General features: G+C 37.8%; 31 protein-coding genes and 2 pseudogenes. 12 read left to right on the top strand and 21 right to left on the bottom strand.

Features of this window, described 5'->3' with window-relative positions; genetic code table 11:
• The first annotated feature begins 31 nt into the window (after positions 1 to 31).
• Positions 32 to 433: a GNAT family N-acetyltransferase gene (locus LRP81_RS05995; RefSeq protein WP_230500351.1), complete on the top strand. Its 402-nt coding sequence runs from the start codon at positions 32 to 34 to the stop codon at positions 431 to 433.
• 92 nt (positions 434 to 525) lie between these two features.
• Positions 526 to 1,722, top strand: a complete 1,197-nt coding sequence (locus tag LRP81_RS06000) for a class I SAM-dependent rRNA methyltransferase (protein WP_230500352.1) — start codon at positions 526 to 528, stop codon at positions 1,720 to 1,722.
• 86 nt (positions 1,723 to 1,808) lie between these two features.
• Here the strand turns inward: LRP81_RS06000 and LRP81_RS06005 are convergent, their stop codons facing one another.
• Complete coding sequence (locus LRP81_RS06005) at positions 1,809 to 2,150, bottom strand: GNAT family N-acetyltransferase (protein WP_230500353.1); 342 nt, start codon at positions 2,148 to 2,150, stop codon at positions 1,809 to 1,811.
• A gap of 94 nt (positions 2,151 to 2,244) precedes the next feature.
• Positions 2,245 to 2,430 (bottom strand): hypothetical protein, encoded by a 186-nt coding sequence (locus tag LRP81_RS06010; RefSeq protein WP_230500354.1) that lies wholly within the window; start codon positions 2,428 to 2,430, stop codon positions 2,245 to 2,247.
• Positions 2,431 to 2,616: 186 nt separating this feature from the next.
• Here LRP81_RS06010 and ptsG point away from each other — a divergent pair, with 186 nt between their 5' ends.
• Positions 2,617 to 4,629, top strand: a complete 2,013-nt coding sequence (ptsG, locus tag LRP81_RS06015; RefSeq protein WP_230500388.1) for a glucose-specific PTS transporter subunit IIBC — start codon at positions 2,617 to 2,619, stop codon at positions 4,627 to 4,629.
• Between the two features lie 39 nt (positions 4,630 to 4,668).
• On the opposite strand, the gene LRP81_RS06020 is transcribed toward ptsG, so the two are convergent.
• The 9 genes from LRP81_RS06020 to LRP81_RS06060 all read right to left on the bottom strand — a co-directional run bounded on the left by LRP81_RS06020 (position 4,669) and on the right by LRP81_RS06060 (position 10,196).
• Positions 4,669 to 4,944, bottom strand: a complete 276-nt coding sequence (locus LRP81_RS06020) for a hypothetical protein (RefSeq protein ID WP_230500355.1) — start codon at positions 4,942 to 4,944, stop codon at positions 4,669 to 4,671.
• Positions 4,945 to 5,122: 178 nt separating this feature from the next.
• On the bottom strand, positions 5,123 to 5,671 hold the full coding sequence (locus LRP81_RS06025; protein WP_230500356.1) for a DUF6241 domain-containing protein: 549 nt from the start codon (positions 5,669 to 5,671) through the stop codon (positions 5,123 to 5,125).
• A gap of 189 nt (positions 5,672 to 5,860) precedes the next feature.
• Positions 5,861 to 6,064: an alpha/beta-type small acid-soluble spore protein gene (locus tag LRP81_RS06030; protein ID WP_230500357.1), complete on the bottom strand. Its 204-nt coding sequence runs from the start codon at positions 6,062 to 6,064 to the stop codon at positions 5,861 to 5,863.
• 589 nt (positions 6,065 to 6,653) lie between these two features.
• Positions 6,654 to 6,995, bottom strand: coding sequence for a class II aldolase/adducin head domain-containing protein (locus tag LRP81_RS06035; RefSeq protein ID WP_230500358.1), 342 nt, complete (start codon positions 6,993 to 6,995; stop codon positions 6,654 to 6,656).
• A gap of 194 nt (positions 6,996 to 7,189) precedes the next feature.
• Entirely contained in the window at positions 7,190 to 7,381 is a 192-nt protein-coding gene (locus LRP81_RS06040; RefSeq protein ID WP_230500359.1) for a DUF5957 family protein, read from the bottom strand.
• Complete coding sequence (locus LRP81_RS06045; protein WP_230500360.1) at positions 7,378 to 7,779, bottom strand: DUF6220 domain-containing protein; 402 nt, start codon at positions 7,777 to 7,779, stop codon at positions 7,378 to 7,380. Before LRP81_RS06045 ends, LRP81_RS06040 begins: the two co-directional genes overlap by 4 nt.
• A 320-nt stretch (positions 7,780 to 8,099) precedes the next feature.
• Positions 8,100 to 8,375: a hypothetical protein gene (locus LRP81_RS06050; RefSeq protein ID WP_230500361.1), complete on the bottom strand. Its 276-nt coding sequence runs from the start codon at positions 8,373 to 8,375 to the stop codon at positions 8,100 to 8,102.
• 35 nt (positions 8,376 to 8,410) lie between these two features.
• Positions 8,411 to 9,100: a response regulator transcription factor gene (locus LRP81_RS06055; RefSeq protein WP_230500362.1), complete on the bottom strand. Its 690-nt coding sequence runs from the start codon at positions 9,098 to 9,100 to the stop codon at positions 8,411 to 8,413.
• A 7-nt stretch (positions 9,101 to 9,107) separates the two neighbouring features.
• Entirely contained in the window at positions 9,108 to 10,196 is a 1,089-nt protein-coding gene (locus LRP81_RS06060; protein ID WP_230500363.1) for a sensor histidine kinase, read from the bottom strand.
• Between the two features lie 198 nt (positions 10,197 to 10,394).
• Here LRP81_RS06060 and LRP81_RS06065 point away from each other — a divergent pair, with 198 nt between their 5' ends.
• Complete coding sequence (locus tag LRP81_RS06065) at positions 10,395 to 10,919, top strand: cupin domain-containing protein (RefSeq protein ID WP_230500364.1); 525 nt, start codon at positions 10,395 to 10,397, stop codon at positions 10,917 to 10,919.
• Between the two features lie 316 nt (positions 10,920 to 11,235).
• Here the strand turns inward: LRP81_RS06065 and LRP81_RS06070 are convergent, their stop codons facing one another.
• The 3 genes from LRP81_RS06070 to LRP81_RS06080 are packed head-to-tail and all read right to left on the bottom strand — an operon-like array spanning position 11,236 to position 13,445.
• On the bottom strand, positions 11,236 to 12,132 hold the full coding sequence (locus LRP81_RS06070) for an ABC transporter permease (RefSeq protein WP_230500365.1): 897 nt from the start codon (positions 12,130 to 12,132) through the stop codon (positions 11,236 to 11,238).
• 4 nt (positions 12,133 to 12,136) lie between these two features.
• Positions 12,137 to 13,063: an ABC transporter permease subunit gene (locus LRP81_RS06075; RefSeq protein WP_230500366.1), complete on the bottom strand. Its 927-nt coding sequence runs from the start codon at positions 13,061 to 13,063 to the stop codon at positions 12,137 to 12,139.
• Positions 13,064 to 13,073: 10 nt separating this feature from the next.
• Complete coding sequence (locus tag LRP81_RS06080; protein WP_230500367.1) at positions 13,074 to 13,445, bottom strand: hypothetical protein; 372 nt, start codon at positions 13,443 to 13,445, stop codon at positions 13,074 to 13,076.
• A gap of 491 nt (positions 13,446 to 13,936) precedes the next feature.
• Between LRP81_RS06080 and LRP81_RS06085 the strand changes: the two genes are divergently transcribed.
• Positions 13,937 to 14,239 carry a hypothetical protein gene (locus LRP81_RS06085; protein ID WP_230500368.1) on the top strand — a complete coding sequence of 101 codons (303 nt, stop codon included), beginning with the start codon at positions 13,937 to 13,939 and terminating at the stop codon, positions 14,237 to 14,239.
• Positions 14,240 to 14,301: 62 nt separating this feature from the next.
• Here LRP81_RS06085 and LRP81_RS06090 read toward each other — a convergent pair whose 3' ends face one another.
• The 5 genes from LRP81_RS06090 to LRP81_RS06110 all read right to left on the bottom strand — a co-directional run bounded on the left by LRP81_RS06090 (position 14,302) and on the right by LRP81_RS06110 (position 18,661).
• Positions 14,302 to 14,754 carry a GNAT family N-acetyltransferase gene (locus LRP81_RS06090; protein WP_230500369.1) on the bottom strand — a complete coding sequence of 151 codons (453 nt, stop codon included), beginning with the start codon at positions 14,752 to 14,754 and terminating at the stop codon, positions 14,302 to 14,304.
• A complete protein-coding gene (locus tag LRP81_RS06095) occupies positions 14,751 to 15,536 on the bottom strand; it encodes an SDR family oxidoreductase (protein ID WP_230500370.1) in 786 nt (261 codons plus the stop codon). The genes LRP81_RS06090 and LRP81_RS06095 overlap by 4 nt, the downstream gene beginning before the upstream one ends.
• Positions 15,537 to 15,871: 335 nt before the next feature.
• Positions 15,872 to 16,414: a dihydrofolate reductase family protein gene (locus tag LRP81_RS06100; protein WP_230500371.1), complete on the bottom strand. Its 543-nt coding sequence runs from the start codon at positions 16,412 to 16,414 to the stop codon at positions 15,872 to 15,874.
• A 725-nt stretch (positions 16,415 to 17,139) separates the two neighbouring features.
• Entirely contained in the window at positions 17,140 to 17,871 is a 732-nt protein-coding gene (gene pyrH / locus LRP81_RS06105) for a UMP kinase (RefSeq protein WP_230500372.1), read from the bottom strand.
• 262 nt (positions 17,872 to 18,133) lie between these two features.
• Positions 18,134 to 18,661, bottom strand: coding sequence for a DinB family protein (locus LRP81_RS06110; RefSeq protein ID WP_230500373.1), 528 nt, complete (start codon positions 18,659 to 18,661; stop codon positions 18,134 to 18,136).
• Between the two features lie 155 nt (positions 18,662 to 18,816).
• Here LRP81_RS06110 and LRP81_RS06115 point away from each other — a divergent pair, with 155 nt between their 5' ends.
• Complete coding sequence (locus LRP81_RS06115) at positions 18,817 to 19,227, top strand: hypothetical protein (RefSeq protein ID WP_230500374.1); 411 nt, start codon at positions 18,817 to 18,819, stop codon at positions 19,225 to 19,227.
• A gap of 490 nt (positions 19,228 to 19,717) precedes the next feature.
• Here LRP81_RS06115 and LRP81_RS06120 read toward each other — a convergent pair whose 3' ends face one another.
• Entirely contained in the window at positions 19,718 to 20,248 is a 531-nt protein-coding gene (locus LRP81_RS06120; protein ID WP_230500375.1) for a GNAT family N-acetyltransferase, read from the bottom strand.
• 1 nt (position 20,249) lies between these two features.
• Positions 20,250 to 20,828, bottom strand: coding sequence for a GNAT family N-acetyltransferase (locus LRP81_RS06125; RefSeq protein WP_230500376.1), 579 nt, complete (start codon positions 20,826 to 20,828; stop codon positions 20,250 to 20,252).
• A gap of 487 nt (positions 20,829 to 21,315) precedes the next feature.
• Here LRP81_RS06125 and LRP81_RS06130 point away from each other — a divergent pair.
• From LRP81_RS06130 to LRP81_RS06155, 6 genes and pseudogenes are all read left to right on the top strand, one after another.
• A pseudogene (locus LRP81_RS06130) lies at positions 21,316 to 21,949 on the top strand (LysE family translocator).
• 238 nt (positions 21,950 to 22,187) lie between these two features.
• Complete coding sequence (locus tag LRP81_RS06135) at positions 22,188 to 22,910, top strand: class I SAM-dependent methyltransferase (protein ID WP_230500377.1); 723 nt, start codon at positions 22,188 to 22,190, stop codon at positions 22,908 to 22,910.
• Between the two features lie 95 nt (positions 22,911 to 23,005).
• A pseudogene (locus LRP81_RS06140) lies at positions 23,006 to 23,527 on the top strand (cysteine hydrolase family protein).
• Positions 23,528 to 23,549: 22 nt separating this feature from the next.
• The gene (locus tag LRP81_RS06145) at positions 23,550 to 23,873 is read left to right on the top strand and encodes a hypothetical protein (RefSeq protein WP_230500378.1); all 324 of its coding nucleotides are present in this window, start codon (positions 23,550 to 23,552) and stop codon (positions 23,871 to 23,873) included.
• 14 nt (positions 23,874 to 23,887) lie between these two features.
• Positions 23,888 to 24,586, top strand: coding sequence for an aspartate/glutamate racemase family protein (locus tag LRP81_RS06150; RefSeq protein WP_230500379.1), 699 nt, complete (start codon positions 23,888 to 23,890; stop codon positions 24,584 to 24,586).
• Between the two features lie 91 nt (positions 24,587 to 24,677).
• Complete coding sequence (locus LRP81_RS06155) at positions 24,678 to 25,076, top strand: DUF3916 domain-containing protein (protein ID WP_230500389.1); 399 nt, start codon at positions 24,678 to 24,680, stop codon at positions 25,074 to 25,076.
• Positions 25,077 to 25,337: the final 261 nt, after the last annotated feature.

A 25,337-nucleotide genomic window follows, 5' to 3' on the forward strand; every position in this document is an offset into this window, starting at 1 on the left:
CTTTTTTTAAACGGATCTTGGAGGGAACAACTTGAAGATAAATTATTCGAAACAACCACCTGAAAACTTTGAAGAGTTATTGGATATATATGATTCATTAGGATGGAACTCACTTAATTTAACTGTTAATGATTTGGAACGGATGTGTAAACAGAGCTGGTATGCAGTCTATGCCTTTGATGAGCAAAAATTAGTTGGAATGGGTCGTGTTATTTCTGACGGTGTCATTTCTGGAGTAATTTGCGGAGTGTGTGTGTTTCCAAGCTATCAGTCAAATGGGATTGGGAAGGAAATAATGAATAAGATAATCGATCATTGTGAACAACATAAAGTAATTCCGCAACTGATGTGTGTAGAAAATTTAGAAACCTACTACTCTAATCTAGGATTCAAGAAATTTTCCATTGGAATGACAAAGAATATTAGTCGATAATACTCTCTTCTTTTCGTAACCTACATTCGGCTTTTCTCCGCATTTACGTTATAATACAACCACACTCAAAAACGAAGAGATTGGATGAAAGCATGCGACCACAACTAAATCTAAAAGTGAAAAATAAATATGCCAAGCAATACAAGAACGGTTTTCCCCTCATTCAGAAACAGTCCCTTATTAACTGGAATGAATTGAAGGAAGAAGGTACTCTTGTAAAGCTGGTTGACGAGCAAAATCAGTTTCTAGGTAAAGGGTATTATGGTAACCAAAATAAGGGATATGGATGGGTCGTTAGTTCCGATCCCCAAGAAATGATGGATGTAGCTTTTTTTAAAAATACTCTGCAGAAGGCCATTCAAAAACGTTCTGCACTTATGAAATCAGAAGAAACGAATGCATTCCGTCTTTTTAACGGAGAAGGCGATGGAATCGGTGGTTTTACCATCGACTATTTTGATGGATTTTTAGTCATTAACTGGTATAGCCACGGCATTTACTCCTTTAATTCTGTGATTCTTGAAGCACTGGAAGATGTGATGAATTACCGCGGAATCTATGAGAAAAAACGTTTTTTAGCTGATGGTAAATATATGGACGATAATGATTATGTAACTGGGCAACAAGCACCTTCTCCCCTTATCATCAAAGAAAATGGAGTAAATTTTGCTGTGCACCTGAACGATGGCGCAATGGTAGGCATTTTCTTAGATCAACGTGAGGTAAGAAAAACAATCAGAGATAAATACTCACAGGGCAAAACAGTCCTGAACACCTTTTCATATACAGGAGCATTCTCCGTTTACGCAGCTTTAGGAGGAGCCAAAAAGACAACTAGTGTAGACCTGGCGAAGCGAAGTCTTCCTAAAACAATCGAACAATTCCAAGTAAATAACATAGACGATAAAACGCAGTCCATTTTAGTTGAAGAGGTTTTCCATTATTTCAAGTATGCCAAAAGAAAAAACCTAAAATTCGATGTAGTCATCATGGATCCACCAAGCTTTGCACGCTCCAAGAAAGTAACTTTCCGGGCAGAAAAAGACTATACGAGCCTTGTATCAGATGCCATTGCCATCACGGAAAAAAATGGACTTATTGTTGCGTCCACAAACGCTTCCACATTCGGCATGGACAAGTTCAAAGGCTTTATCGACCTAGCTTTTAAACAAAACAAACAGAAATACAAAATAGTAGAAGAATTTTCGCTTCCAAGCGACTTTGCTACCATCAAACAGTTTAAGGAAGGCAATTATTTAAAAGTGCTTTTTATAAAGGTTGTTGGGTAAGCTTTCGCCAACTATTAAAAAGGTTCTGCGTTATCAATTTTGATAAGCAGAACCTTTTTTAGTGTGTGGACTTCTATCCCCATTTCTTACTCCCCATACGACTTTCGATAACCATAAAATTTCCTAAACCCTAATTTCTCATAAAAGATGGAAGAAGAGCTCGATGCCAGTAGCTCCATTCTCGTTTTCGGGTATAAACTGTGGATATATTTCAATAGTTGTTCCCCGATTCCTAGCCCGCGGTATTCTTGATTTATCAGTATTTCACAAACATAAAGCGTTACATACTTATCTGTCATCCCTCGTACATATCCAACAAGTATTTCCCCGTCATACACGACATACTTAATCGTTGAATTTTGCCAAGCAATTTTTGTTTCCTCTTCTTTTTGAACTAGGTTGGACCAGCCTTCTTTCTGGTTTAGCATGTGAATGTCTTTAAAGATTTCTTCCGTATATGCCTGTATCTTAAAATTTTTGTTGTGAACTGTAATAATTTTTCATTCACTTCTCTCGTTATTTTTAGTCTGCATTCCGAACAATTAGGTATGCAATCAGCCCTAGTGGACCGGTTGCAAGTACAATTAGTGCCCAAAGACAGCCGATATTCATACCACGTTTATTTTTGGCATCGATAAAGACCCAAAACAGGATCAAGTAACTTGCAAGGTAAAATAAAGGTATAAGAAAGAATAAGGAAAGCTCCATAGTTTTCACCTTCTTATTTATGTTTTTATTATTTACGTTTACAAGACTGCTTTTGTTTCATATTTGCATTTCGTTTATATCTTTTTAATTAGGGGAAAGTAAAAACAATTTCACTTTATACATATTTGGGAGGTTCTGCTTTTGAAACGATTGTTTGGAGTACTGCAAAAGGTCGGAAAAGCGTTGATGCTTCCGGTTGCTTTGTTGCCGGCAGCTGGTATATTGCTTGCGCTAGGTAATGCATTGAAAGAGGAAAATTTATTGGAGCTCATGCCGTTCCTTGGGGCTGGCTGGGTACAAATGATCGCCAATATTATGGATGCGGCTGGGGGGATAGTGTTTGATAATCTCCCTGTGCTCTTTGCAGTCGGTGTCGCCGTTGGACTAGCTGGTGGAGAAGGGGTTGCTGCACTTGCCGCGATTATCGGGTACCTCATCATGAATGCCACGATGGGAGTTGTGCTCGGTGTCGATGAAAGTATGCTCGAGAACCCGGCTTATGCGAGTGTACTTGGAATTCCTACCCTTCAAAGTGGAGTATTCGGTGGAGTTATTGTTGGAATTCTAGGTGCATTTATGTACAACAAGTATTTCAATATTGAGCTTCCTTCTTATCTAGGTTTTTTCGCTGGGAAGCGTTTTGTGCCAATTGCAACCGCTGCTTCTGCAGTCGTTCTTGGAATTATTATGTCATCTGTTTGGCCGCCTATTCAGGGGGGACTAAATACATTATCAGAAAGTATGATTAATACGAATCTGACATTTTCGGCGTTTATTTTTGGAGTTATTGAGCGTGCACTGATTCCGTTCGGACTTCATCACATCTTCTATTCTCCGTTTTGGTTTGAATTTGGTTCATATACGACAGAAGCTGGAAATATTGTCCGAGGGGACCAAGCGATGTTCTTTGCACAACTCCGTGATGGAATTGTACCAACTGCCGGAACCTTTATGACTGGTAAGTTTCCGTTCATGATGTTCGGATTGCCAGCTGCCGCTTTGGCCATTTACCATACCGCTCGCCCAGAAAAGAAAAAGTTAGTCGGCGGTATTATGGCATCTGCAGCACTCACTTCCTTTTTAACAGGAATCACAGAACCAATTGAATTCTCATTCCTTTTTGTGGCACCAGTATTATTCGCCATCCACACAGTATTTGCCGGACTTTCATTTATGGTCATGCACATATTAGATGTGAAAATTGGAATGACATTTTCAGGCGGAGTCATTGATTACCTCTTGTTCGGAGTTGTTCCAAACAGGACTTCCTGGTGGCTCGTCATTCCAGTCGGGCTTGTGTTCTCGGTCATCTACTATTTCGGCTTCCGCTTTGCGATTACGAAATTTAATCTTGCCACTCCAGGTCGAGAAGATGTAGAAGAGGACGAAGATGGTACTACTACATCCACAGCAGGTGATTTGCCTCATGATGTATTGGAGGCGATGGGTGGAAAAGAAAATATCACTCATTTGGATGCATGTATCACAAGACTTCGTGTATCCGTTAACGAAAATAGTATGGTCGATAAAAGCCGTCTGAAAAAACTCGGTGCTTCTGGAGTGCTTGAGGTTGGCAACAACATTCAAGCAATTTTCGGCCCTAAATCGGATACGTTAAAATCACAAATAAAAGACATTATGGATGGTAAAACGCCTCGTCCAGCAAAAATAGAACCAAACAAAGAAGTCGAACAGCAAATTGAAGAAGTTAACCCCGATGCTATGCAAACAACATCAACAGAAGGCGGATTCGTCATACCAATCAAAGGGGAACTAAAACCACTTGATGATGTTCCAGATCAAGTCTTCTCTGGAAAAATGATGGGCGATGGTTTTGCAATCGAACCTTCAGAAGGACTTGTCGTCTCTCCTGTTGATGGCAAAATTATTAACCTGTTCCCAACCAAGCATGCGATTGGTATTGAATCGAACGAAGGACACGAGATTCTGATACATGTTGGAATTGATACGGTAAACTTAAAGGGAGAAGGCTTTGAGGCGCTAGTCGGACAAGGAGATTCCATAACGAAAGGCCAGGAGCTCCTGAAATTTGACCTTAATTTTATCAAAGAAAATGCACCAGCCGTTATTACACCAATAGTGTTTACCAACCTAGAAGATAACGAGAAAGTTAAATTGAATAAAACAGGTGATGTAAATAGGAAGGAAGAGGGTATCGTGGAGATATCGAAAGGTTAAATAAAAACACAAGTTCAGCTTTATTATGCTGGGCTTGTGTTATTTTTCATCTAGAAATATTATTTCATCCGCGACTCCTTCGAAAAGGTCATCTGACATGCTTCTAAGTGGGAGAATAACAGCGACTTGTTTTTCTTTAATTTCACTGATAAGAATAAGTTCCCCATTTTCGCGTTTAATTACTGTATCTTCTGTAAGAATTGCTCTATATCCGTATGTAGGGTCGTCACTTCCACCTGTATCATTGCGCTTTTCCCATTCCGTAATATCAAAAAGGATGGCATTTTCCATCACATCAATAACAAACCCCATCATAAGGTTTTCTATAAATGGACCATATGCTTAGCAAGTCTAGGTGGTGAATTATCCACTTTTGTCCAAAGTATGTTAAAAAGGATAGCGCTGACAGCGAATATAACTAAGGGCGTTCCCATGATCAGGATTACTCTTCTATCCATCATATAGCACTCCCTTTAGCAAATGTAGTAGTGCATTATTCAAAATTATTCTTAATAAAAAGAACTTCTTCTTCTGCAGTGAGGAAACCATATGCTTCCCCGATAGTCCCACCTTCTAACCTCCAAAAATAGTTATGATCTTCTACTATTTTCGAGAAGTTTCCTGTTTTCCATCTTTCTGCAATCTGAAGCATTCGGTTTTTATTTACGAAGCTGCTGTTTGCGACTACTTCATGCACTTGCCTCACGGTATCTTCTGTCATTGGAATCGCACCCCATTTTTGCTCCGCTCTTACTTTTTGATGTGTCATAAGATGCATAATATTAATAATTACATACTCTGGTGTAGTAGCATCTATCTCTAAATCATACCGTGCTTCGCCACCGATGAACCCCGTCTGTTCTTCAATTTCCTGCTTTTCCTCTGTTTTGGGCACATCATCTTCCGGAGCTTTTTCTCCCCCTTTCTTTACCTCAGCAACAGCTTTATCTTGCTCCGCTTCCTCTACATAATGAGAGTGGAAAATAAAAACTAGTAATGCTGAAAGAAAAACAAAAGACATAATTGCTCCCCATTTGTTCATCCTATTTCCCCCAATACAATTTATCTGTTAGGAGTAATGGTTTCCTATAAAACCATATTTTCATAGATTGATAAATAATTCCACCTAATCCTAGTATAAATGGAAAAAAATGAAAAATCCATACAGGATTACTGTTGGCTCTTGTATGATGAAAAACATTGAATAAATACCACTACGTTGAGTAGAGAATTAATAACGTCCACCCATTTGCTGTTCTCCCATTTGGACTAAACGTTTTGTAATTTCTCCACCAACAGAACCGTTAGCACGAGCAGTTGTATCAGGACCTAACTGTACCCCAAACTCTTGAGCAATGCCTACCTTCATTTCATCAATAGCTGCTCTTGCACCTGGTGTAACTAGCTTTTTATTACTTAAAGATTCTTGAGCCATTTTTACCCACCTCCTTAGTTAGTTCATATAATCCCCTTTAAAGGAATTATTATGTAAAAATTACAGGAGATAATTTTTGTTTTTCTGATTGAGGGATTTTTAATGGAGGATATTTTTCGAAAAAATAGAGGTTTTATGGATTTATATGGTAAAATTATTTTGTAAATCAGAATTTTCCGAAAACATAAAAATGCGAGTCCAAGGGAGTAATGCGATTTGTATTATGAAAGTGTTATGTCTGCAATTTACACTATTTTATTTTGGTGGATTATATTTTTTATATTTCAAAGAATAAATAATCGGTACCCTGTAAGAAACTCTTGGAAAAAAGACATGTTACTCACTTTTATCCAAAGTGTTATTATTGCCTTAGTTGTAGTACCTATTATGTTGCATTTTATTAGATAATCAAAATGACACACATTAAAACGCAAGGTAAGCCCTTGCGTTTTTTGTGCTCACTTTATGTTAAACATCGGAAAATATTATAAATCCAACTTGTTTATTGAGCTTTATGGTTATATCGAACCTGGCCATAATAAGCATTTTTACCGTGTTTTCTTAAGGATTTTTTTCTAAAAGATTGTTGCTAGTAACCGGTAAAAAGTCGGATTCTGGACTTTTTACGTGCATGTTCATTGAAAACTTGTCCTAAATGCAGGAAAAGAGCACGACAGTAACGATTATACGAGTATCTAATAAAGTTCGTAAAAGCAACAAAGTTTGCGAAAACAGCCTTTCTTAAAAAATGTTTATCTAGAAGTATATGGTCAATTTGTTTGATATCTGGGGATAGCGCTATACTAAAGTAAGCTAATTTTGTTATTTCCTCCATAATCACGGCGTTTTCTACTGTTTTTAATGGATCTTTTCCCCTGTTAAAAGGACCATGACTATTAACAATAACACCAGGAATATAATTATTATCCAACTCTTTAAAGGTTTCTATAATAACTAAACCTGTATTTTTTCATACTCAGTTGCAATTTCTTGGTCAGTTAACTGACGAGTACAAGGTATTTCTCCGTAAAAATGATCTAAAAGAAAACCTACTATGAGAATTTATTTTTAATATGAAAATTTAATATCCCTCTCAAGAAACTTCCAAGCCTCCTAATATTGATTTCACTTCTTCCTTTTGTATTCAATCACTGGCAAAACAATCCCACATAGGATTGCCATATAAAATGGCAAAAACTTAATTCCCATTGGTTGCCCAAGAACGTATACTCCGAAAATTCCAATGATACTTGATAATACAATTCCAAGAATAAATCCTCCTACTAACCCAACAATAATGGCGATAAACTCTCTCATGCTTCTTGCTCCTTTTGAAAAGTAAGGTTAAAAATCGTATATAGGTTGCTGAGAGACGCCCCGAGGAGCATGAGCCCCATAATTGGATGAACTGCCCCAATCATCGGAAAGTGCCCTCTCATATTAGCCGTAAAATACATCGCAAACATCAGGATACCAACAGCTAATAAATGCCAGTAAACCGCTCTTGGCAAAGTACCAAGGATTGCTGTTAATAACAATAAAAACGGTATCGTAAAGCCAAAAACATGAACAAATAAAAAATGATGGCTCCAATTCGCCGCACTAACAAAAATAGCGAGACCCGCAGTAAAAAACTGGCCCACCACACATAAGGTATAAACGGCAGCCAAAAACAAATACAGATATTTCCCTATCTGTTTACGTAATGAATTCATATAAAAACTCCCCTTTAATCATTGATTTTTCCTACTGAATTCATCATACGGAGAATTCCTTAACGAACTATTGGAGATTTCTTAAATAATTCTTAAATAGAAAAAAACTCCATAAAAAAGCATGCTTTGAAATAGTCAATCAAAGCATGCCTTCTGTATTTTTTTAATACTAATTATAGTGATAACAACATGTATTTATATAATTCTACTAGCTTTCTTTAACTGAGAGAAGGAGTGGTTAAGATATTTTCAACTGTCATTCTATTCAATCCCATCATATTTGGCATTCTTGGCACAACCTTTATATAATCTTCGTGTGCTTAATTTAATATAACATTAACCGATCCGACTAAAATCAATGCAAATATAATGCCGCGTATCCAAATGAACTTTTTACTTATACCGGCTTTTCCTTCCAGGTGATACATGTATTGAATGGTTAAAATAATACCTAGTATCGTTAATGTTGAACCATATGAATCCTGTCCATCAGCTATAAAAAAGATAAGTCCAAAATAGATAAGAGTAATATCGATTGTCCCTATTATCATGTTTAAATAAAGGGATTTCTTTTCGCCGCTACCTATAATAACCATATTTTCTAGGTTTTTCTATTATTATATCATAAGAATTACTCTCTAAACCGATATCCTACACCCCAAATGGTTTCAATGTACTCAGGTTTGGAGGGATTCTCTTCAATCTTTTCCCTGATTTTACGGATATGAACGGTGACAGTGGAGAGCTCTCCCATGGACTCTAACCCCCAAATCCGTTCGAAAAGATGTTCTTTTGTGAAAACTCGGTTTGGATTTTCTGCCAAGAATAGAAGCAGTTCATACTCCTTGGCAGTCATGGTTTTTTCCTGGCTGTGAACATAGACTTTACGGGCGTCTGTTTGGATTACTAGATTGCGGATACGTAATTCTTCGTGAACTGCTTTTCCGCTGTTTATTAAGCGATCGTAGCGTTGAATGTGCGCTTTTACTCGCGCCACTAGCTGCATCGGGTTGAACGGCTTTTCGATGTAATCATCCGCACCACGATCAAATCCCTTTATGACATCAATATCTTCTTTTCTAGCAGTAACCATTAGGATGGGGATATCTGAAAATCCTCTGATTGCCCTGCAGATTTCAAATCCATCAATCCCTGGAAGCATTAAATCGAGGAGAACTAAGCGGTAGTCAGCAGTCTTGATTAATTCCAACGCTTCTTCCCCACTTGCAGCAATGTCACTTTCAAATCCGTGTACCTCCAGATAATCCCGTTCCAATTCGGCGATGCTTGCTTCATCCTCTACTATCAAGATTTTGGACATATGCTTGTCACTCCTTTTTTCTAAAGCGAATAAAAATACTTGTACCTTCACTTTGGGTACTTTCTGCCCATATAGTCCATTTGTGCATATGGATAATTTTTTTCGTAATCGCAAGCCCTAGTCCACTTCCCCCGGTTTCGGAGTTTCGGGAAGGATCTGTACGGTAGAATCGGTCAAAAATGTATGGCAGTGATTCTTTAGGGATCCCAATTCCATTATCTCGCCATTCCAGTTCCACATAATCATGACCTGTATGGAGGTTGAGATGGAGATGTTTTTCCTTTTCGGTCATGAATTTCAGGCTATTTGCTGTAAGGTTTGTGATTACTCGTTTTAGCTGATCACGATCGGCATCAATCACGTAAGATGAATGATGATCCGTCTCAAATGTGACCAAACCATTCTCCTCTTCAAAATAAAAGCGGAGCTCATCGACGACATCCTCCAGGTAGCTTTTCAAGTCTAGAGGAGCAAAATGAAATGGCACACTTTCTAATTCCAACTTGGAGAAAAGAAACAGCTCTTCAATGAGTGTGTTCATGTCCTCTGCCTTTTTTTCTATGGTAGCAAGGTATTTTTCCCTTTTTTCTGGTGTATTTGCCACACCATCCTGCATGCCCTTCACGTATCCTTTTATGGAAGTCAGCGGAGTTTTCAAGTCATGGGAGATACTTGCCATCCATAATTTCTGATTTTCAGCATAATGTTCTTCTGCTATTTTTGCTCCTATTAATTTTTGACGCATCTGCTCAAAGGTTTGGGCAAGGGTTTGCAGCTCGTCCTTTCGCTTTAAAGGGGGCATTTCATATTCCAGGTTTCCCTTACTGATTTCTTCTGCCGCCCTCATCAGCTCCCGGATTGGCTGGATGATACTTCTGGCCACATAATAGGTGAGCAATCCGTTCGCTAAAATTAAAATAAGGATAATACCAAGGAACCGAAGACTTAGAAACAGCTGTAATCGCTCCCCATCAGGCTGTCCCCGGAAAATATGGAACATGATCGTCCCTAGAAAAATTTCCAGCAGGAAAAAACCAATGATAGGAAGAATAATCATTGCCACGTTGGATAATAGTAATCGTTTTCTGATCGTCATCTCGTTTCATCTCCAAAACTGTGCTTATTCTTCTATAATATGTACTTATTATAAGCGACTGCTTAACAAATCCTTAAATAATTCTTAAATTCTGGGACCTATTTCAATTAGATGAAACAAAATTATAAATATTGAAACGAGACCAAAGCATATTCTGTTAAAGTATAAGTAAATCGTTTCCAAAAGGAGGATTTTAGCATGACGGAACAAGAGATTCCAGTGGGAAAAGTGCTTACATACCCAGATGGCCGGTCGGTGACGTTTCTAGAACAAGACGGTGATATCTTACTATTAGAACATCGAATCATGAAAGCGGGTGCAATGAATGGACCACATTGGCATCCAGAGCTCACCGAAACGTTTTCCATCCAGGAAGGACAAATGCAGTTTTTAGTGGACGGAAAAGAGACTGTTCTTAGCAAAGGTGAGACGATAACCATTCTTCCAAACCAAGTACATCAGTTTTGGAAAATAGGCGAATCCGAGTTAGTTGCGACACATGAAATCAAGCCACCTGGACGTCACTGGCAAATGTTTGCGCTGACCCATAAGCTTGAGATGGAAGGAAAAGTGAACAAAAAAGGAATTCCGCTCAACCCTTTATGGCTAGGATTGGCATGGGAAAGTATTGACGGTTATCTTGCTGGACCACCAAAAGCCGTCCAAAGAGTGGTGTTGGGTGGCCTTGCGAAGGCAGCCCGGGGGTTGGGGTATACTTTTTAAGCGGGATAACAAAAGGCTAGTAATGGTTGAACCACTACTAGCTTTTACAAAGGCTGTTTGCGCAAACTTTGTAGCTTTTCCGAATATAATTAGATACACGTTATAATCGTTACTGTCGTGCTCTTTTCCTACACGTAGTTTCAGTCAAAAGGACAAGTTTTCAATGAACATGCAGGTGAAAAATCCAGGAACCGATTTTTCTAGTGAAAAGTCCAGAACCCGACTTTTCTAGCAACAATCTTTTAGAAAAGATCCTAATAATAACATGAAAAGGCTTGTTAAATGGTGGATCTTGCTTATCGGTTCTCCATTTTGATCAAGTCCCTAACCGATTAAAATATTTCCGTAATCCTTCTCCTAACACATTGAAAGTAAGGATGACAAACGTGATTGCAAAGGCAGCCGAAGCAGGGATCCATACAGCTGTATAAATATCTTTCCTTGCTTCTCCAAGTATTGTTGGCCAGTTATAGCTTGTGTTGATGAGTTCTCCATAGCCCATACCTAGCATTACGAATTTTTGTGTGATGAAAACGGAGAAGATTCCAAGCTGGCCAATAATCAGAGTGACACGGCCGATATCGAAACAAAAATTTACGAGCATGTTTGGTAATATAGTTGGCCAATAATGGTTAACAGACAATTGGAATGGTGATAGACCAACCATTTTTCCTGCTTCCACATACGGTTTGTTTTTTACCTGCTGAAGCTGATCTCTAATGGAAACTCCGACTCTCCCCACTTCAACTAGAGCAATAATAAACACGACTATCCAGAAGCGATTTTCAGCAAAAATAAGCATAGGAAGGGTTAAAAACAAAATAGAAACAAAAATGATTGGCATGCTTGAGAACATTTGGTCCCACACATTAAGTATATTTGACACTACTTTTCCTTTAAAGGATGCAATGGTGCCGAGAATGATTCCAATCAAGTAACGGATACTCGTTATAAGTAAAATGATTAACATGGTATCTCTTGTTCCCATAATAATCATACTTAGCAGATTACGCCCTTCACGATCAGAACCAAGAGGGAAATCAGCAGATGGCTCAAACGGTGCTTTTATCACAACACCCTGACCAGGAAACAACAAACGATTCGGTTCGATACCTTCTTTTACATATGTAAGATGGGGCCCTATAATTGCTGTAACGATTAGAGTGACAAGGAATACTCCTCCGATTATTAAGTTCTTATTTCTCCACCACATGTCCTCACGCCCCCCTCTGACTAAATTTCGTCATTAGAACTAATTTTAGGATATGAACAACAAGTATTGTCGCTAGAAAACATAGACCAAATCCGATGACTAAACCAGGTTCAATTTGACCTGATCCTAGGCCAACTTGATTTTGCCTACCACCTAAAGCAATAAAGATACGATTACCAGCCCCTGCATAGCCAGTGAGATACTCAACCATTAGCATGTTGGATATAACAACAATCATGATGGTTGGTAGATGTGTTACAAGGTCCATCATGCTATTTTTAAGAATATGGCGGTTAATAACTTCTTTTATTTTGTTTCCCTTTGCAAAAGCAGTGCGAATATAATCCGAGCCATCCTGATGGAGAAGTGACATGCTAGTCAATCTCGCCACGTACATCATCGGATAAATTGCAACTAAAAGTGCTGGAGCAGCAAAACTATACCAATTCTTATTACTGAAAATTAAGCCCATTGGCAAATAGTAAAAGGCTAAATAAAAAGCAATGATGACAATAAAAAAATCTGGGATAGCTTGAAACAGCCAAGTTGTACCATTCCCAAGAATATTTTTCTTCGAGTGCTTATTTTTGTAATCGAAAATACCCTTATAAACTCCTAGTGTGATACTAAGCAGGAAGGCTATGGCGATGACAAGTAAGCTTTTCGGATAATAGCGAATAAGCTCTTTTTCCACAGACGTCTGGGAAAACATAGTCCCTCCTAAACTTTTATGTTCTTTTATATGCTGAAAAAAATGAACAATATTTGCCTTATACTCTTGGAAAAAAGGTTGAATACCAAGATGAGCCATTTCAACTGTATTACCCAGGTAGAAATTTTGCGTTCTCGGGAAGAGTACGAGTAAAATCATAAAGATGAGTGCCATGACTACCGAAAAGCTAAGTTTAATGGTTTCTTTTTTTATATCCATTATATCCCCCTTAATTGTTTGAAGCTAACAGTGCTTTGAAGTACGTATGTTTAGATTTGTAGAGAATGGAGTTGTTGCTTCCATTATGGGTATAGATCTCCGTCCCTGCCTTCAAGAAATTGCTATCGAAATCTTTTTCTGCCAAGCTTGAATCTGTGTCCATATCCACAATATTACGTTTTACCATCCCTAATAGTTCACCTACTTCAATTTCATCCACTTCTTCTCTTGTCAATTGATAAGACTCCCCATCAACTATTACAAATTCATACGGCCATGATGCTTCTTTTGTAGTAATTACCTGATTTTGCTGGATATTGTTGGGGGCACATCCAACTATGATAAAAATGAAGAGTGGAATGATACAATTTGTTATTCTCATAGGTATCACCTCATTCTGTTAGACGTGAATTCTATGTGGACTGTTTCAATTTTTATTTCTGGAAGTAAGGTGGCTAACAATAAATGTGAGTATGATGGTCAACGGAAGTTTTATGTGGAAGTTCAGAAAGATGCCTGTAAAAAGATAGCCTTTTGTTTTTTGTAAAAACGTTGCCTCAGCTATCCAATCGATTACATATGTAAAACCTAATATGTCAGGCAAACTTATAAGCAGGTAGACTATTAGAAAAAATGTCGCTATTTTAGGGAGATTCATATAGCATGACCCCTTTGTCGGCAGGCGGAGCACCTCCCATTTTTCTCTTAATATGCTAATTATTCCAATAATTTCATTTTGTTGCAAGAGGGTATTTCATAATAGAGTGAATACTTTGTGAATATCTCAGACTAGAAGTTTAGTATTGCTTTTGCCATCTGCTTATCACGGCCTTTTCACTCCCAAATGAAAATAGGTAATTTGCTTTTTTTAAAATGGGAAAGTCGGGCTACTTGGAGGTAGAAATACTGCCAGGATTAAATATTGCTTATTTCGGATTTATTATTGGTGATTCCGGATTAAATAATGGCTATTTCGGATTTATTATGGTGCTTTTTGGATTTAATATCTCATATTCTGGATTTAATTCTCATATACCTGTGGCGGGGATGACGGCTCTTTCCCTCTTTGTCACCAACTCGCAGCTTTTCCGCACGAACTTTAATGGTTTCCGCACCAATTCGTGGCTGTTTGGCACCAACTTTAGCAATTTTCGCACGAACTCGTTCATTTCATGAGAACAAATGCATTTTAAATAGAAAAACGCCTGAGCAATCTGCCCAAACGTAAAATTTTTCCCTTAATTACCTATTTTCATTTCAAACATCACCATATCTACCGCTTGGATGCCGTTTTCATAGATGGGTTCTGGATATTGTAGAAAAAAGTCCTGTTTAATTCCGTATATTCTAAATCCTGCTTTTTGATAGAATGCAAGGTTTTCTATACTGGAATTAGCGGTACCTACGATGACTTTGTGATAGCCTTTTTTACGAAGAAGCTTGATAGACTCAGTAATCACTGCTTTTCCATAGCCTTTGCCACGATATTCTGGAGCAAGTGCTATGTTCTTTAGTTCTACCACCTGCGAATTTTCTGGTAGGAACAATACCACACCTACCGTTTGATCTTCTAGCATAATCGCAAACATTTCACCTTCATACAAATACTTACGAATCATTCCTTCCTCATCAGCTAAAAGTAGGAACGGCATGTAGTTTTCTCGGTTTTCAGATACAAGCTTTAGTCTCATTTTACTCCTCCAAATGCGAACCCACCTTCAGAATGGATGGTTTGTCCGGTAATCCATTCGCCTTCTTCACTTGCTAGAAATTTAATAAGACGCGCGGCATCTAATGGCTCTCCAACTCGACCAGATGGAAACATTCCCGCCAAGCCTTCTTTTATGCCTCCTGTCATCCAGCCTGTGTCTGTTGGACCAGGGTTGACTGCGTTGACGGTTATTCCTCGCTCTCCTACCTCAGCTGCAAGGGTATATGTCATTGCCTCAATGGCACCTTTCGTTGTCGCGTAGGACAGTTCCCCTGGCATCGGTCGTTGGAATTGCCCGGATGTTAGATTAATAATGCGACCGCCTTTTCCTGTTTGGAATTGACGGGCGAAGTAACTACTAAGCATGGTAGTTGTTCGAATGTTTACTAGATAGTGTCTGTCTAGTTCTTCTGCCGTTATATTCATATAATTGTCGCTTGTAGAATAACAAGCATTGTTTATAAGGATAGAAGGCATTCCAAGTTCTTGATTGACCTGTTTTAATAAATGTCCAGATGCATCAAGCGTAGTTAGGTCCAATTCTATGAATCCAACTTGGACTCCTTTTTTCTCTAATTCTTGTTTTAAAAGCATAGGTTCTTCATTTTTTGAACCCCACGGCATGGCTGCGTCGTACCCAGTATAGTATGTGAAGAAAATCGGATGTCCTGCATCAGCTAGCTCTCGGCAAATTGCAGCTCCAATCCCCTTTAAACGACTCGCCCCTGTCACAATGGCAATTCTATCTTTATTTTTTTCCATAAAATATCCCTCCAACTTGGGGCACTAAATGCTTTTGGAGTTAGGCGAGATGTTATTGCCAACAAAAAAACAGGCACCAAAGGCACCTGTTTTTCGATGGGGAATCCAACTCCTCCACATGTGTCCCTTTAATGAAATACTAGATAGACAGACCGGTCCTGTTAGTAGGAGCGTTTTTCTGCCTTATCTAATTAGCTTGTTTTCATTAAAAGTTTAGCCACATGGGTTAAATGTTAATTCCCCTTCCACTCATCTCTACGCTTATGGTAAATTTAACTACCTATTTTGTCAAGAGGAAGCAGAAGGACGGTTCTTTTGAAACCTAGCAATATATGTTACTTTACAACTCGGTATCGAAGGTGGGTCTCACTCGCAAAGGCCGATGTTTCTATCCGCTCCAACCTAATACTCTCTCCAAGTCCACCAAATAATGAGATACCGTCACCCAGTAGCAGGGGTACTACATCTAATACGATTTCATCCACTAGACCAAGTTTGAGGCATTGCCGGGAAATGCTGCCGCCCAAAAGAGCGACACTTTTATCGACAGCGCTTGCTTTGGCAGCTTCAACAGCTTGCTTAATATCGTTAACGACGAAATTATACGTGATACCATCTTTTTCAATCGGTTCATGGGATTCGTGGGTCATGAGGTATATGGGAATTTTCAGCATACCACCGTACGGTATCTCTCCTTCTTCAATCGTGTTTGTTTTATTGGCTCCACCAACTACGGCACCTATTTCCTCCATTACTTTTTTGACTACTGCGTAATCCTGGTCTGTAGCTTCAAAATCGAACATCCAATCGATACCACCATCTTTGTCTGCCATGTACCCATCTAGTGTTATTGTTGCGTGAATAATAACTTTTGCCATTATTACATCTCCTTTTATTTCTTAGTTTCTACTTGTCAACAATAATGGATTTTTGAATGTACATGATACCGTGCAAGTAGTGCTATCGTTCAAACATTTGTTTACCTTTCGCTGATTTGATTGCTTAGATTTTGGTGGTCTGTGCAGAGGCTCTTCTTCATGTGGAATATCTCTAACAGGCAACAAGGTTTATCTATAGATATTAGACATTTACTATCAAAATCCTTTGGTTTTCCTAATCAGATACTTATTTTTTTCTGGCCAAGTCCGTTTCCATAAATTTTTATGGAGAAGAAAAGGGAATAACATGTAGATAATCTTAAGAACAAATTAATACGGATGTAGCCAAGTCAGTAGCTGTTATGGACTTCTACATAGCAGAGCTTGTTGAATTACTTTCTTGAATGAACACCGTCCAACCTCCCTTATAAAATTAGACGACTGTACTGATAACTTTGGCTCGTTTATTTTATTTAAATTTTTATCAGCCTATGTAATTTAGCTGATGAAAAAAAGCCTTGTTGATTTCTTTCTTTAGAAACTACAAGGCTTTTAATTAACTTCAAGTAATTCTAACGTTCTTCTTTCACAAATACACAAACCTGTTTACTCCAATGAACATTTTCCACACAATGCCCTTTAATGGAATATAGAATATATGACAGCTTTCTGTCGCCGATTAATAACCAAATGAAAGGAAGCACAGAATACGTCCCTTTGCTACTTTAAAGTAGTTCTGATTTTTGATTGCTGATGAGTGTTCCGATGTTTTCTCCATGGCAGATTGCTTTCATGGCACCTTTTTGGTTGAAGTTGAAGAGATGAACAGGAAGCTTGAAGTCTCTTGCTAGAAGTAGTGCCGATTGGTCCATTACTTTTATATTGTTTTGTACGACATCATCATAGTGTAAGGTACGGTACATTTTAGCATTTAGGTCTTTATTGGGATCCGTGGTAAATACGCCGTTCACACCTTGTTTCGCGACAAGAAGTGCGTCACACTTCATCTCCACTGCACGCTGTACACTCGGGTAATCTGTCGTAACAAAGGGCTGCCCGTTTCCTCCCCCGAATAGAATGATATAGCCTTTTTCAAGATGATTTATTGCACGTAGGCGAATATATGGTTCTGCTACAGAAGGTGCTGGTACAGCGGTCATTACTCGGACTTCTTTTTCCGTCTTAGTTTTTAAGACTCCTCGTAACATTAGGCTATTAATAATGGTTCCAAGCGTTCCTATGTTGTCTGCCTCCACTCTATCGATTCCCCAATGACTCGCCATATTTCCTCTAAATATATTTCCGCCACCAACTACTACACAGACCTCAATACCACGCTCACTTAACGAGAGTATTTCCCCCGTGATATGCTCCAGCATTTCCACACCAAAGCTTTCGCCTTCTTTTCCTTGCAATGCGCCACCACTTAGTTTTAATAACACTCTTTTGTACATCATTCTATTCCTCCCATTCGAAATGCCTTGACCAGCCTCAAGGGACTAGCATGGAGCTAGACACTGTTCCACTTTTACTTTCTTAATCTGAAAAAAAGGAGCCAAAGCAAAATGCTTTGACTCCTTAAAAATAAAATTGGAAAAAGTGATTGACTGCAGAAAAGTTGATTTTAACATTTCCATCACTCCCTCCCATTTCATTACATAAACTTTCCATATTATATGATAGATTTTTTGTTTTGGGAAGTAGTGTACTCTCTCCCCATCACAATTCTCTTTTTAAAATACCCAAATATTCTTTCCATGGACCAACATCATTAGAATATCTTTTTGCTATTACTCTAGTTATTTGGTTGAGGTGTGTTAAATCGTGAACAGCCCAAGTAGCGATCAATTCCTTAAGTTTAACCTCGCCAAGTGCCGGATGGAAACCCTTTCTGTCAAGAATGTCTTCATCTACAAGAGATTTCAAAGTTTCGAGATTGTCCTCCCTTCGTTTCTTAAATTCGTTTAATTTTTCTGCTAGTGTTGTCTCAGCCTTTTCATGTAAGTGGGCAAACCGGTCAAATTCAGGAAATGGGTTTGTGTCTCCTACTTCTACTATGAATCGGAGTCGAGGAATCCAATTTTCTTTCTCTGCCTCGATCAAGTGATCGACTACTTCTATTCCACTCCAAGTACCCTCCCCTTCGTTACAAGTGAGAAACCCTTCAGGAAGACCAGTTAACATTTCATTTAATACGCGGGGTGTTCGTTCCAACATACTAACTGCCTCTACTAATTTAAAATTCAATCCGACCACGCTCCTTATTAGATTTCTTTTTACATTCGCCCTTCTTGTAAGGTATTCCTCCTATTTAGGGATACGTCCAAGCATGCCAACCAGTTATTCATATTTTATTGAAAGAACATTAATGAAGCGTGTTGCTTCCATAGGAGTGATGTTTGTTGGATTTTCGTATTCGTACGCAGTTTACCTTTTCTGCGAGTGATCGAAAATTGAATAGAATTTTAGAAAGTCTAGCTAATGAAGGTATTGCTGTTAATGGGTATTTTCAGACATTGGTTGGCAAGAGGTATCATTTTGTACGAATGGTAGTTGGTTACACTGACGAGGTGACGAATCATGATGTTCCAACTGGCCGTACCATAATGGAACAAGCAGAAGTTCATTATAAGGAGAATCAAGTTATTCAGCTTCTCGAAAATGGAGCTTGTATTCCTAACACTTTTTGGCGCCATAAGCGGTGCCGAGCTCTTTATCTAGGGGAAGATAATACTTTCTATTTGGACGTTGCCAATGTCAGTAAGACAATTGAGCTTCTTTCAGAGGAAAATTCGTACCGCGGTCAGGATTAATACCCTATTCATTTATTCTTGCAAGTGATAAGAGATGCGAGAGATGCCAGAAATAGTGGAAGGCTTTGAGTATTTAATCCGCACCCAATTTTCATTTGAACTGGATGACGTAACGTTAAGTAACATCTTAACAGACTTGTCTAATTAGGACATTAACATCAATGCCTATTTTCACAGCAAAACAACCAATCATATTCATTTATTAAAATGGTAATGGGAACTAGCAACACGGAGACGTCAAATGAATGGAACGTGCTTCGGGGAATATTAAAAGGACTTGGTCTGCCATTTAAAGACAGACAAGTTATTATAAGCTCCCAGCAGGTCAGTCTAGGCAGTTAAACGATCTATTCGGCGCGCTCTGGTGTAAGTTGGACATTGAAAGTATGTATCTTGGTGGAAACACAAATGTGTTCTTGGATACCTCTGACATGGAGCGCGCCATCGCCATTTTATCTGAACCAGTATTAATTATTTGTGAACATAACCCTTAGTAGGGAACACTGTCTTTAATGGGTGTTGTTATGTTTTGGAACCAATCAGTTTTGGTCACCGCATATCCTACCGAATCGAATAGCTTATCATTCTGAGGCCAGGCACTGCGGTGATAGGCTTCTTTTACATATCCACAGCTATGGAACGTTTTGCGCATCGCAAAATTATCATGCCTTGTATGTCCTTCGATGCGGATGAGATGTACGTAATTCGTGAACAAGTAATCCGTCAACCACTTTACCGCATGTGCACCACGCCCCTTACCTCTGTATGCTTCTTTGATGCGGAGGTCAAACAGGCAACTCTCATCCTCCAAATCAAAGCTTCTAACCATTCCAATTGTTTCATTGTTCACCTTAATCAAAAATGTTTTTGTTCCATTCTCCGTGTAGTTTCCTTCTTTTAAGGACTGTTCTATTTCTTCTTTATTTGGTTTCTCATTGCCATGAAACGGCCAGGATTCAGTTGTTAATAGTTGGACAAGTTCATTCTCAGTATTCGGTGTCAGTTCTATGTAATCCTGCATATTAGTTTCCCCCTGCTTCCCACTCTTCTCGCAAAAATCCCATTCGAATCGAGTCATATAATTTCCCTTGATACTGTCGAACATTACGTATTTGTGCCTCTTTGGTAAACCCTAGCTTTTCGCCAACTTTGACCATCCTATGGTTTCCAGACCAAGTTGTATAACCAACACGAGGAATGTTTGATTTTGTTTGGAAAAGATGTGTCGTCCAAAGCTTAATTGCCTCTGTCCCATAACCTCCATTCCAAAACTCGGGGAGGTAAATGATAATCCCCATCTCCAACCAATTAGAAGGCTCGTGCTCCCAATAATAGATAACACTGCCAATTGTTTGTTGTTCCGGGGATGTTTGTATCAAATAAATAGTGTCCATACCCTCATTGAGCTTCTGGGTCATTTCAGTAATATAATCTTCTTTCGCAATGTGTTCAAGTGGAAAATATGGGGCGTCCCACTTCTTATATTCTGGATACGGATCTCCATACATTAACTGCCATAGTTGGGGAAGATCTGTTATTGTAAGCTTTTTCAGCTGAATTTTGGTGCCAGAGATGAGATCTGGTGATGGTGGTGTTTGCATGGTTTTCTGTCACTCCTTTTGATGTGGTTAGTATTTGTATGTAATCGGAGGAAAGAGGTTTCGTTTTTTGGCAGGATTGGGGAATATGATTGGACTTGAGAATACAGTTGTTCTCCACATAAAGGCAATTACCACTTGACATACACTTGCGAAGAGCACATTTAATCGACAACTACAACTATTCTTATTACTACTTTAATATAAAGAAAATTACCCCTATGGAAGTCTATTCTTTATTCTGATAAAAATAAAAGGTACTTGATCTACAACAAGTCTTTATAAAAATAATAGCGTTATTAATAATGAGAATCACTCTATTCAACATTCGATTATTGATCAAAGAAAGGTTCACTACTATTTTCATAGACTTTTCAACTAACTTATTATTGTATTTAAATACTTTTTATTGAATATTTATTAATATTTTATGATAATATGAATATAAACGGACGTATGAAGGTATCAATTTTGAAAGAAGTGTGTTTTTTTGAGTTTATTTTTTACGTATCTTTTAGCTGGCCTTGCAATTGCAATGCCAATAGGAGCAATAACCGTTGAAATGACAAAGCAAGGTTTGAAAAAGGGTTTTTTGCATGGTTGGGCAGTAGGGTTAGGTGGAATAACGGTCGATCTCTTTTTAATTATTGCATTATATATGGGATTGGCTTCTATACTTTCTATCCCTTACATTCAAATACCTATGTGGCTTATCGGTGCTTGTTTTTTAGCATTTTTAGGTTATGATTCTATCAAAAACTCGAATCAGGATATTGCATTAAATGGCGCGAAACCAGAAAAGTCATTTTTCAAATCCTATCGTAATGGTTTATTAGTAGCTTTGTCACCAGGAAATCTTGTGTTTTGGATCTCCGTTTTTGGGGCTGTACTTTCCGATTCCTATGATACGACACAACCGAGTAAATTTTTAATTGTCGGGGCAGGTATATTAGCCGGTATCCATAATACATGATGTAGGTCTACTTTCTATAGTAGCGATTACAAGGAAAGTTATGAATCAAACATTAATAAAGTGGGTATCGATTATTGCAGGATTGATTTTAATTTGTTTTGCAGGATACTTCTTATATGAATTTATTTTATCCATAAGAGGAATCATTTAATTTACTAAACTATAGTCTAGGGCTGTCCAGAAAGTGCATACTTTCGTCTGGCAGTCCCTATTTATTAGAAAAGGTTTCCCTTTCCTCCTCTTAACATATATTTAAACAATCCAGCGCGATCCTGGAACATGGATCAGCGCTTATTTGCAATAAATTTTACTAAGAGCAGGAATTGCCACAAAAAACAGGAATTTTATATTAATACTATATATCACAAGAGTTCGAAGGAGAGAAGCAAATGAAAAATCCTACGAGAGACATTTATGATAAGTTAGCCAATACTTATCAAAACGATATTGACGAGACGAGTCCTTATAACGCATATTATGAACGCCCAGCTATGATGAATGCTTTGCCACACCAATTAAAAGGAAAAAAAGTGCTTGATGCCGGTTGTTCTGCTGGGTGGTATTCATCTCAATTATTGCATCAAGGGGCGGAAGTTACCGGAATAGACGTAAGTCCCGAAATGGTGAAAGCTGCGAAGCATCGTTTAGGGGAAAAAGCAACAGTCATTTGTCATGATCTTCAAGAAATTCTTCCATTTAAGGACGATTCCTTTGATATGATTGTAAGCTCACTTACACTTCATTATTTAAAGGATTGGACTTATACATTTCAAGAATTCAACCGCATTCTAAAAGCAGCTGGAACCTTTTTATTTTCGGTACATCACCCATTTATGGACTATACCAGGCACGGTTGTGAGGATTACTTTAAAACCCAATTCTTATCAGAAACCTGGACCAAACCTAACATTACCATTGATGTTAGCTTTTACAGAAGACCCCTGCAAAGCATCGTAAATGAAACTACTCAATTTTTCCATATTGAGAAGCTGATTGAACCCCAACCGCTAGAAAAGATGAAAGATGTGAAAGAAAAATCTTATCACTACCTTAAGACCAGCCCACATTTCCTTATAATTAAAGCTGCGTCAAAAAAGATAAGGGAAATCTAGCTCTTGAGTTACGTTTCTTATTTTCCAATTATGGTGAAAATTATTAAATTTGAATCTAGGTCCACTTAAATAAATGAAAATTTGGAGGGATAGATGTGAAAAATGCTGCACTTTTAGTCATTGATGTCCAAAGAGGAATGTTTCCTGAAAGGAATGAAGTATATAACGGGGATAGGTTAATTCATAATTTGAAAAGTTTATTAACAAAAGCACGCGCTAGTAATACTTCTGTATTTTATATTCAGCATAATGCTACAAAAGGATAACCTTTAGAAAACGGAAAAGGAGGTTGGGAAATTCAGCCTGAGATTTTGCCCGAAGAAAAGGATGTTATTATTCAAAAGTTTACTCCAGATTCTTTTTTACATACATCATTAGATGAGGAATTAAAGAAACAAGATATAAAGCACGTAATCTTAACAGGAATCCAATCAGAAGTGTGTGTAGATACTACCTGTCGCAGGGCTTTTAGTTTAGGATATAAAGTGACATTGGTTTCCGATACCCATAGTACATGGGATTCAAAGGAGATCACAGCTCAACAAATAATAGACCATCATAACCGGGCTTTAAAATGGTTTGCTGACGTTTATCCGGCAAGTGACATTCGTTTTTAATTATGTAAATGGAGGAATTTAATTGAAAGGGTTAAAACTATTATTATCTATAACTTCCTTACTATTACTTGGAGTATTCGTGTTGGATAACTATATATCTATAGATGGTTTTATATGGAAGCTAATTATCGTCCCTATCATTACCATTATACCAGGGTTAGCAGCATATTTCATAACGAAAAAATGGTGGTCGGCTATTCTCTTTACACTTATTTTAACTATCATTACAGATGTATATTATAGTTGGATTTCCCATTCATCTGTCTCTCTAAGCTCTTGGTGTATCCTGTTACCACTTATAGTAACCGGGATTGTTGGAATGATAGAAGGAATTAAAATTTCTTAATTGGAGTTGATAAAATGAAGGTTATCGGTCTTATTGGCGGGATGAGTTGGGAATCTACTGCTGTTTATTATCGAATGTTAAATGAAGAGGTTAAGAGAAGATTAGGGGGTTTACATTCAGCAAAATGTCTTTTGTATAGTGTGGATTTCCATGAAGTTGAGCATTACCAATCAGAAGGAAATTGGCAAATGGCTGGTGAATTATTGGGGCATGCCGCACTCTCTTTGGAAAAGGGAGGAGCAGATTTTATAGTCATTTGTACGAATACGATGCACAAGGTTGTAGATGATATTCAATCGAAAATTAACATTCCTCTTTTACATATCGCAGATGCTACCGCGACTCAAATTAAAGAGAATGGAATTAATACTGTTGGGTTATTAGGAACAAGATACACGATGGAGCAAGATTTTTATAAGTTGCGCTTGGTGGAAAATCGGATACAGGTTCTTGTCCCACAAGTAAATGAAAGAGAGATAGTAAACAAGATAATATACGAGGAATTATGTTTGGGTAACATTCAGCAAAGTTCAAGAGATTACTATAAAAAAGTGATTCAAAGATTAATTAAATCCGGCGCTAAAGGAATCATATTAGGCTGTACAGAAATTGGATTACTAGTGAAACAGGAGGATTCTGATGTACCTCTATTTGACACAACCTATATACATGCTATGGAAGCAGTGAATATGTCGTTAAATGAACACTTTTGATTGAATTAGATATAAAAAAAGTAGGAATAATGGATGCGTAATAAAAAGTTACGAGGTTTAAAACGAAAGACAAGAATGATTAGTTTACAAAATTCAGCAGGAAACGAAATATTTCCCAACTGAATTTTATAATGGATACTGGCATCTACACGTACCAGCTGCACAAGATTTTCTCTCTTCAAATAATACCCCACTTGGAATAAAGCAAATTTGTATAAAAACTATACTTTCTAGAACCGAACATTTGATTAAAAGTAAGCTGGAAAATTCAGAAGATGTTGGTGTAGTTGCAGCAATATATTCCACAAATTTATGGAACTCTCAAATTATCGTCTTTTCTGGAAGTTCTCACTTTAAGGGTTTTTTTAATAGAAATGACGAGTATCAAAAATGGATTCCTTTTTCTAAGGAAAAAGATATTGTCAGTGAATGGGGGATAAATATCCCTAAAAATATGATTGTAATGGGTTTTAGAGAAATAATCAGATGAAAATATAGAAAGTTATCAAGGGGATATCTGGTTTATTGGTGAACTATGAAAGGATAGCTTTCTAAAATATCGGTACGTAAAATGTTAAAAGGGGCTGGGACAAAAATGTTTTAGCCTAAGACAAAACCGAACTTATTTGAGTGATTGATCAAATATGTTCGGTTTTTTAGTATAAAAATATGCTTTTATTTTTTAGATTACACTAGCGGTTGATTGGAGGGCAAGACGTAGACTCCTGCGGGAGAAGTGGCCAATGTGAGA

This window comes from Sutcliffiella rhizosphaerae (assembly GCF_917563925.1).
Lineage (GTDB): Bacteria > Bacillota > Bacilli > Bacillales > Bacillaceae_I > Sutcliffiella_A > Sutcliffiella_A rhizosphaerae.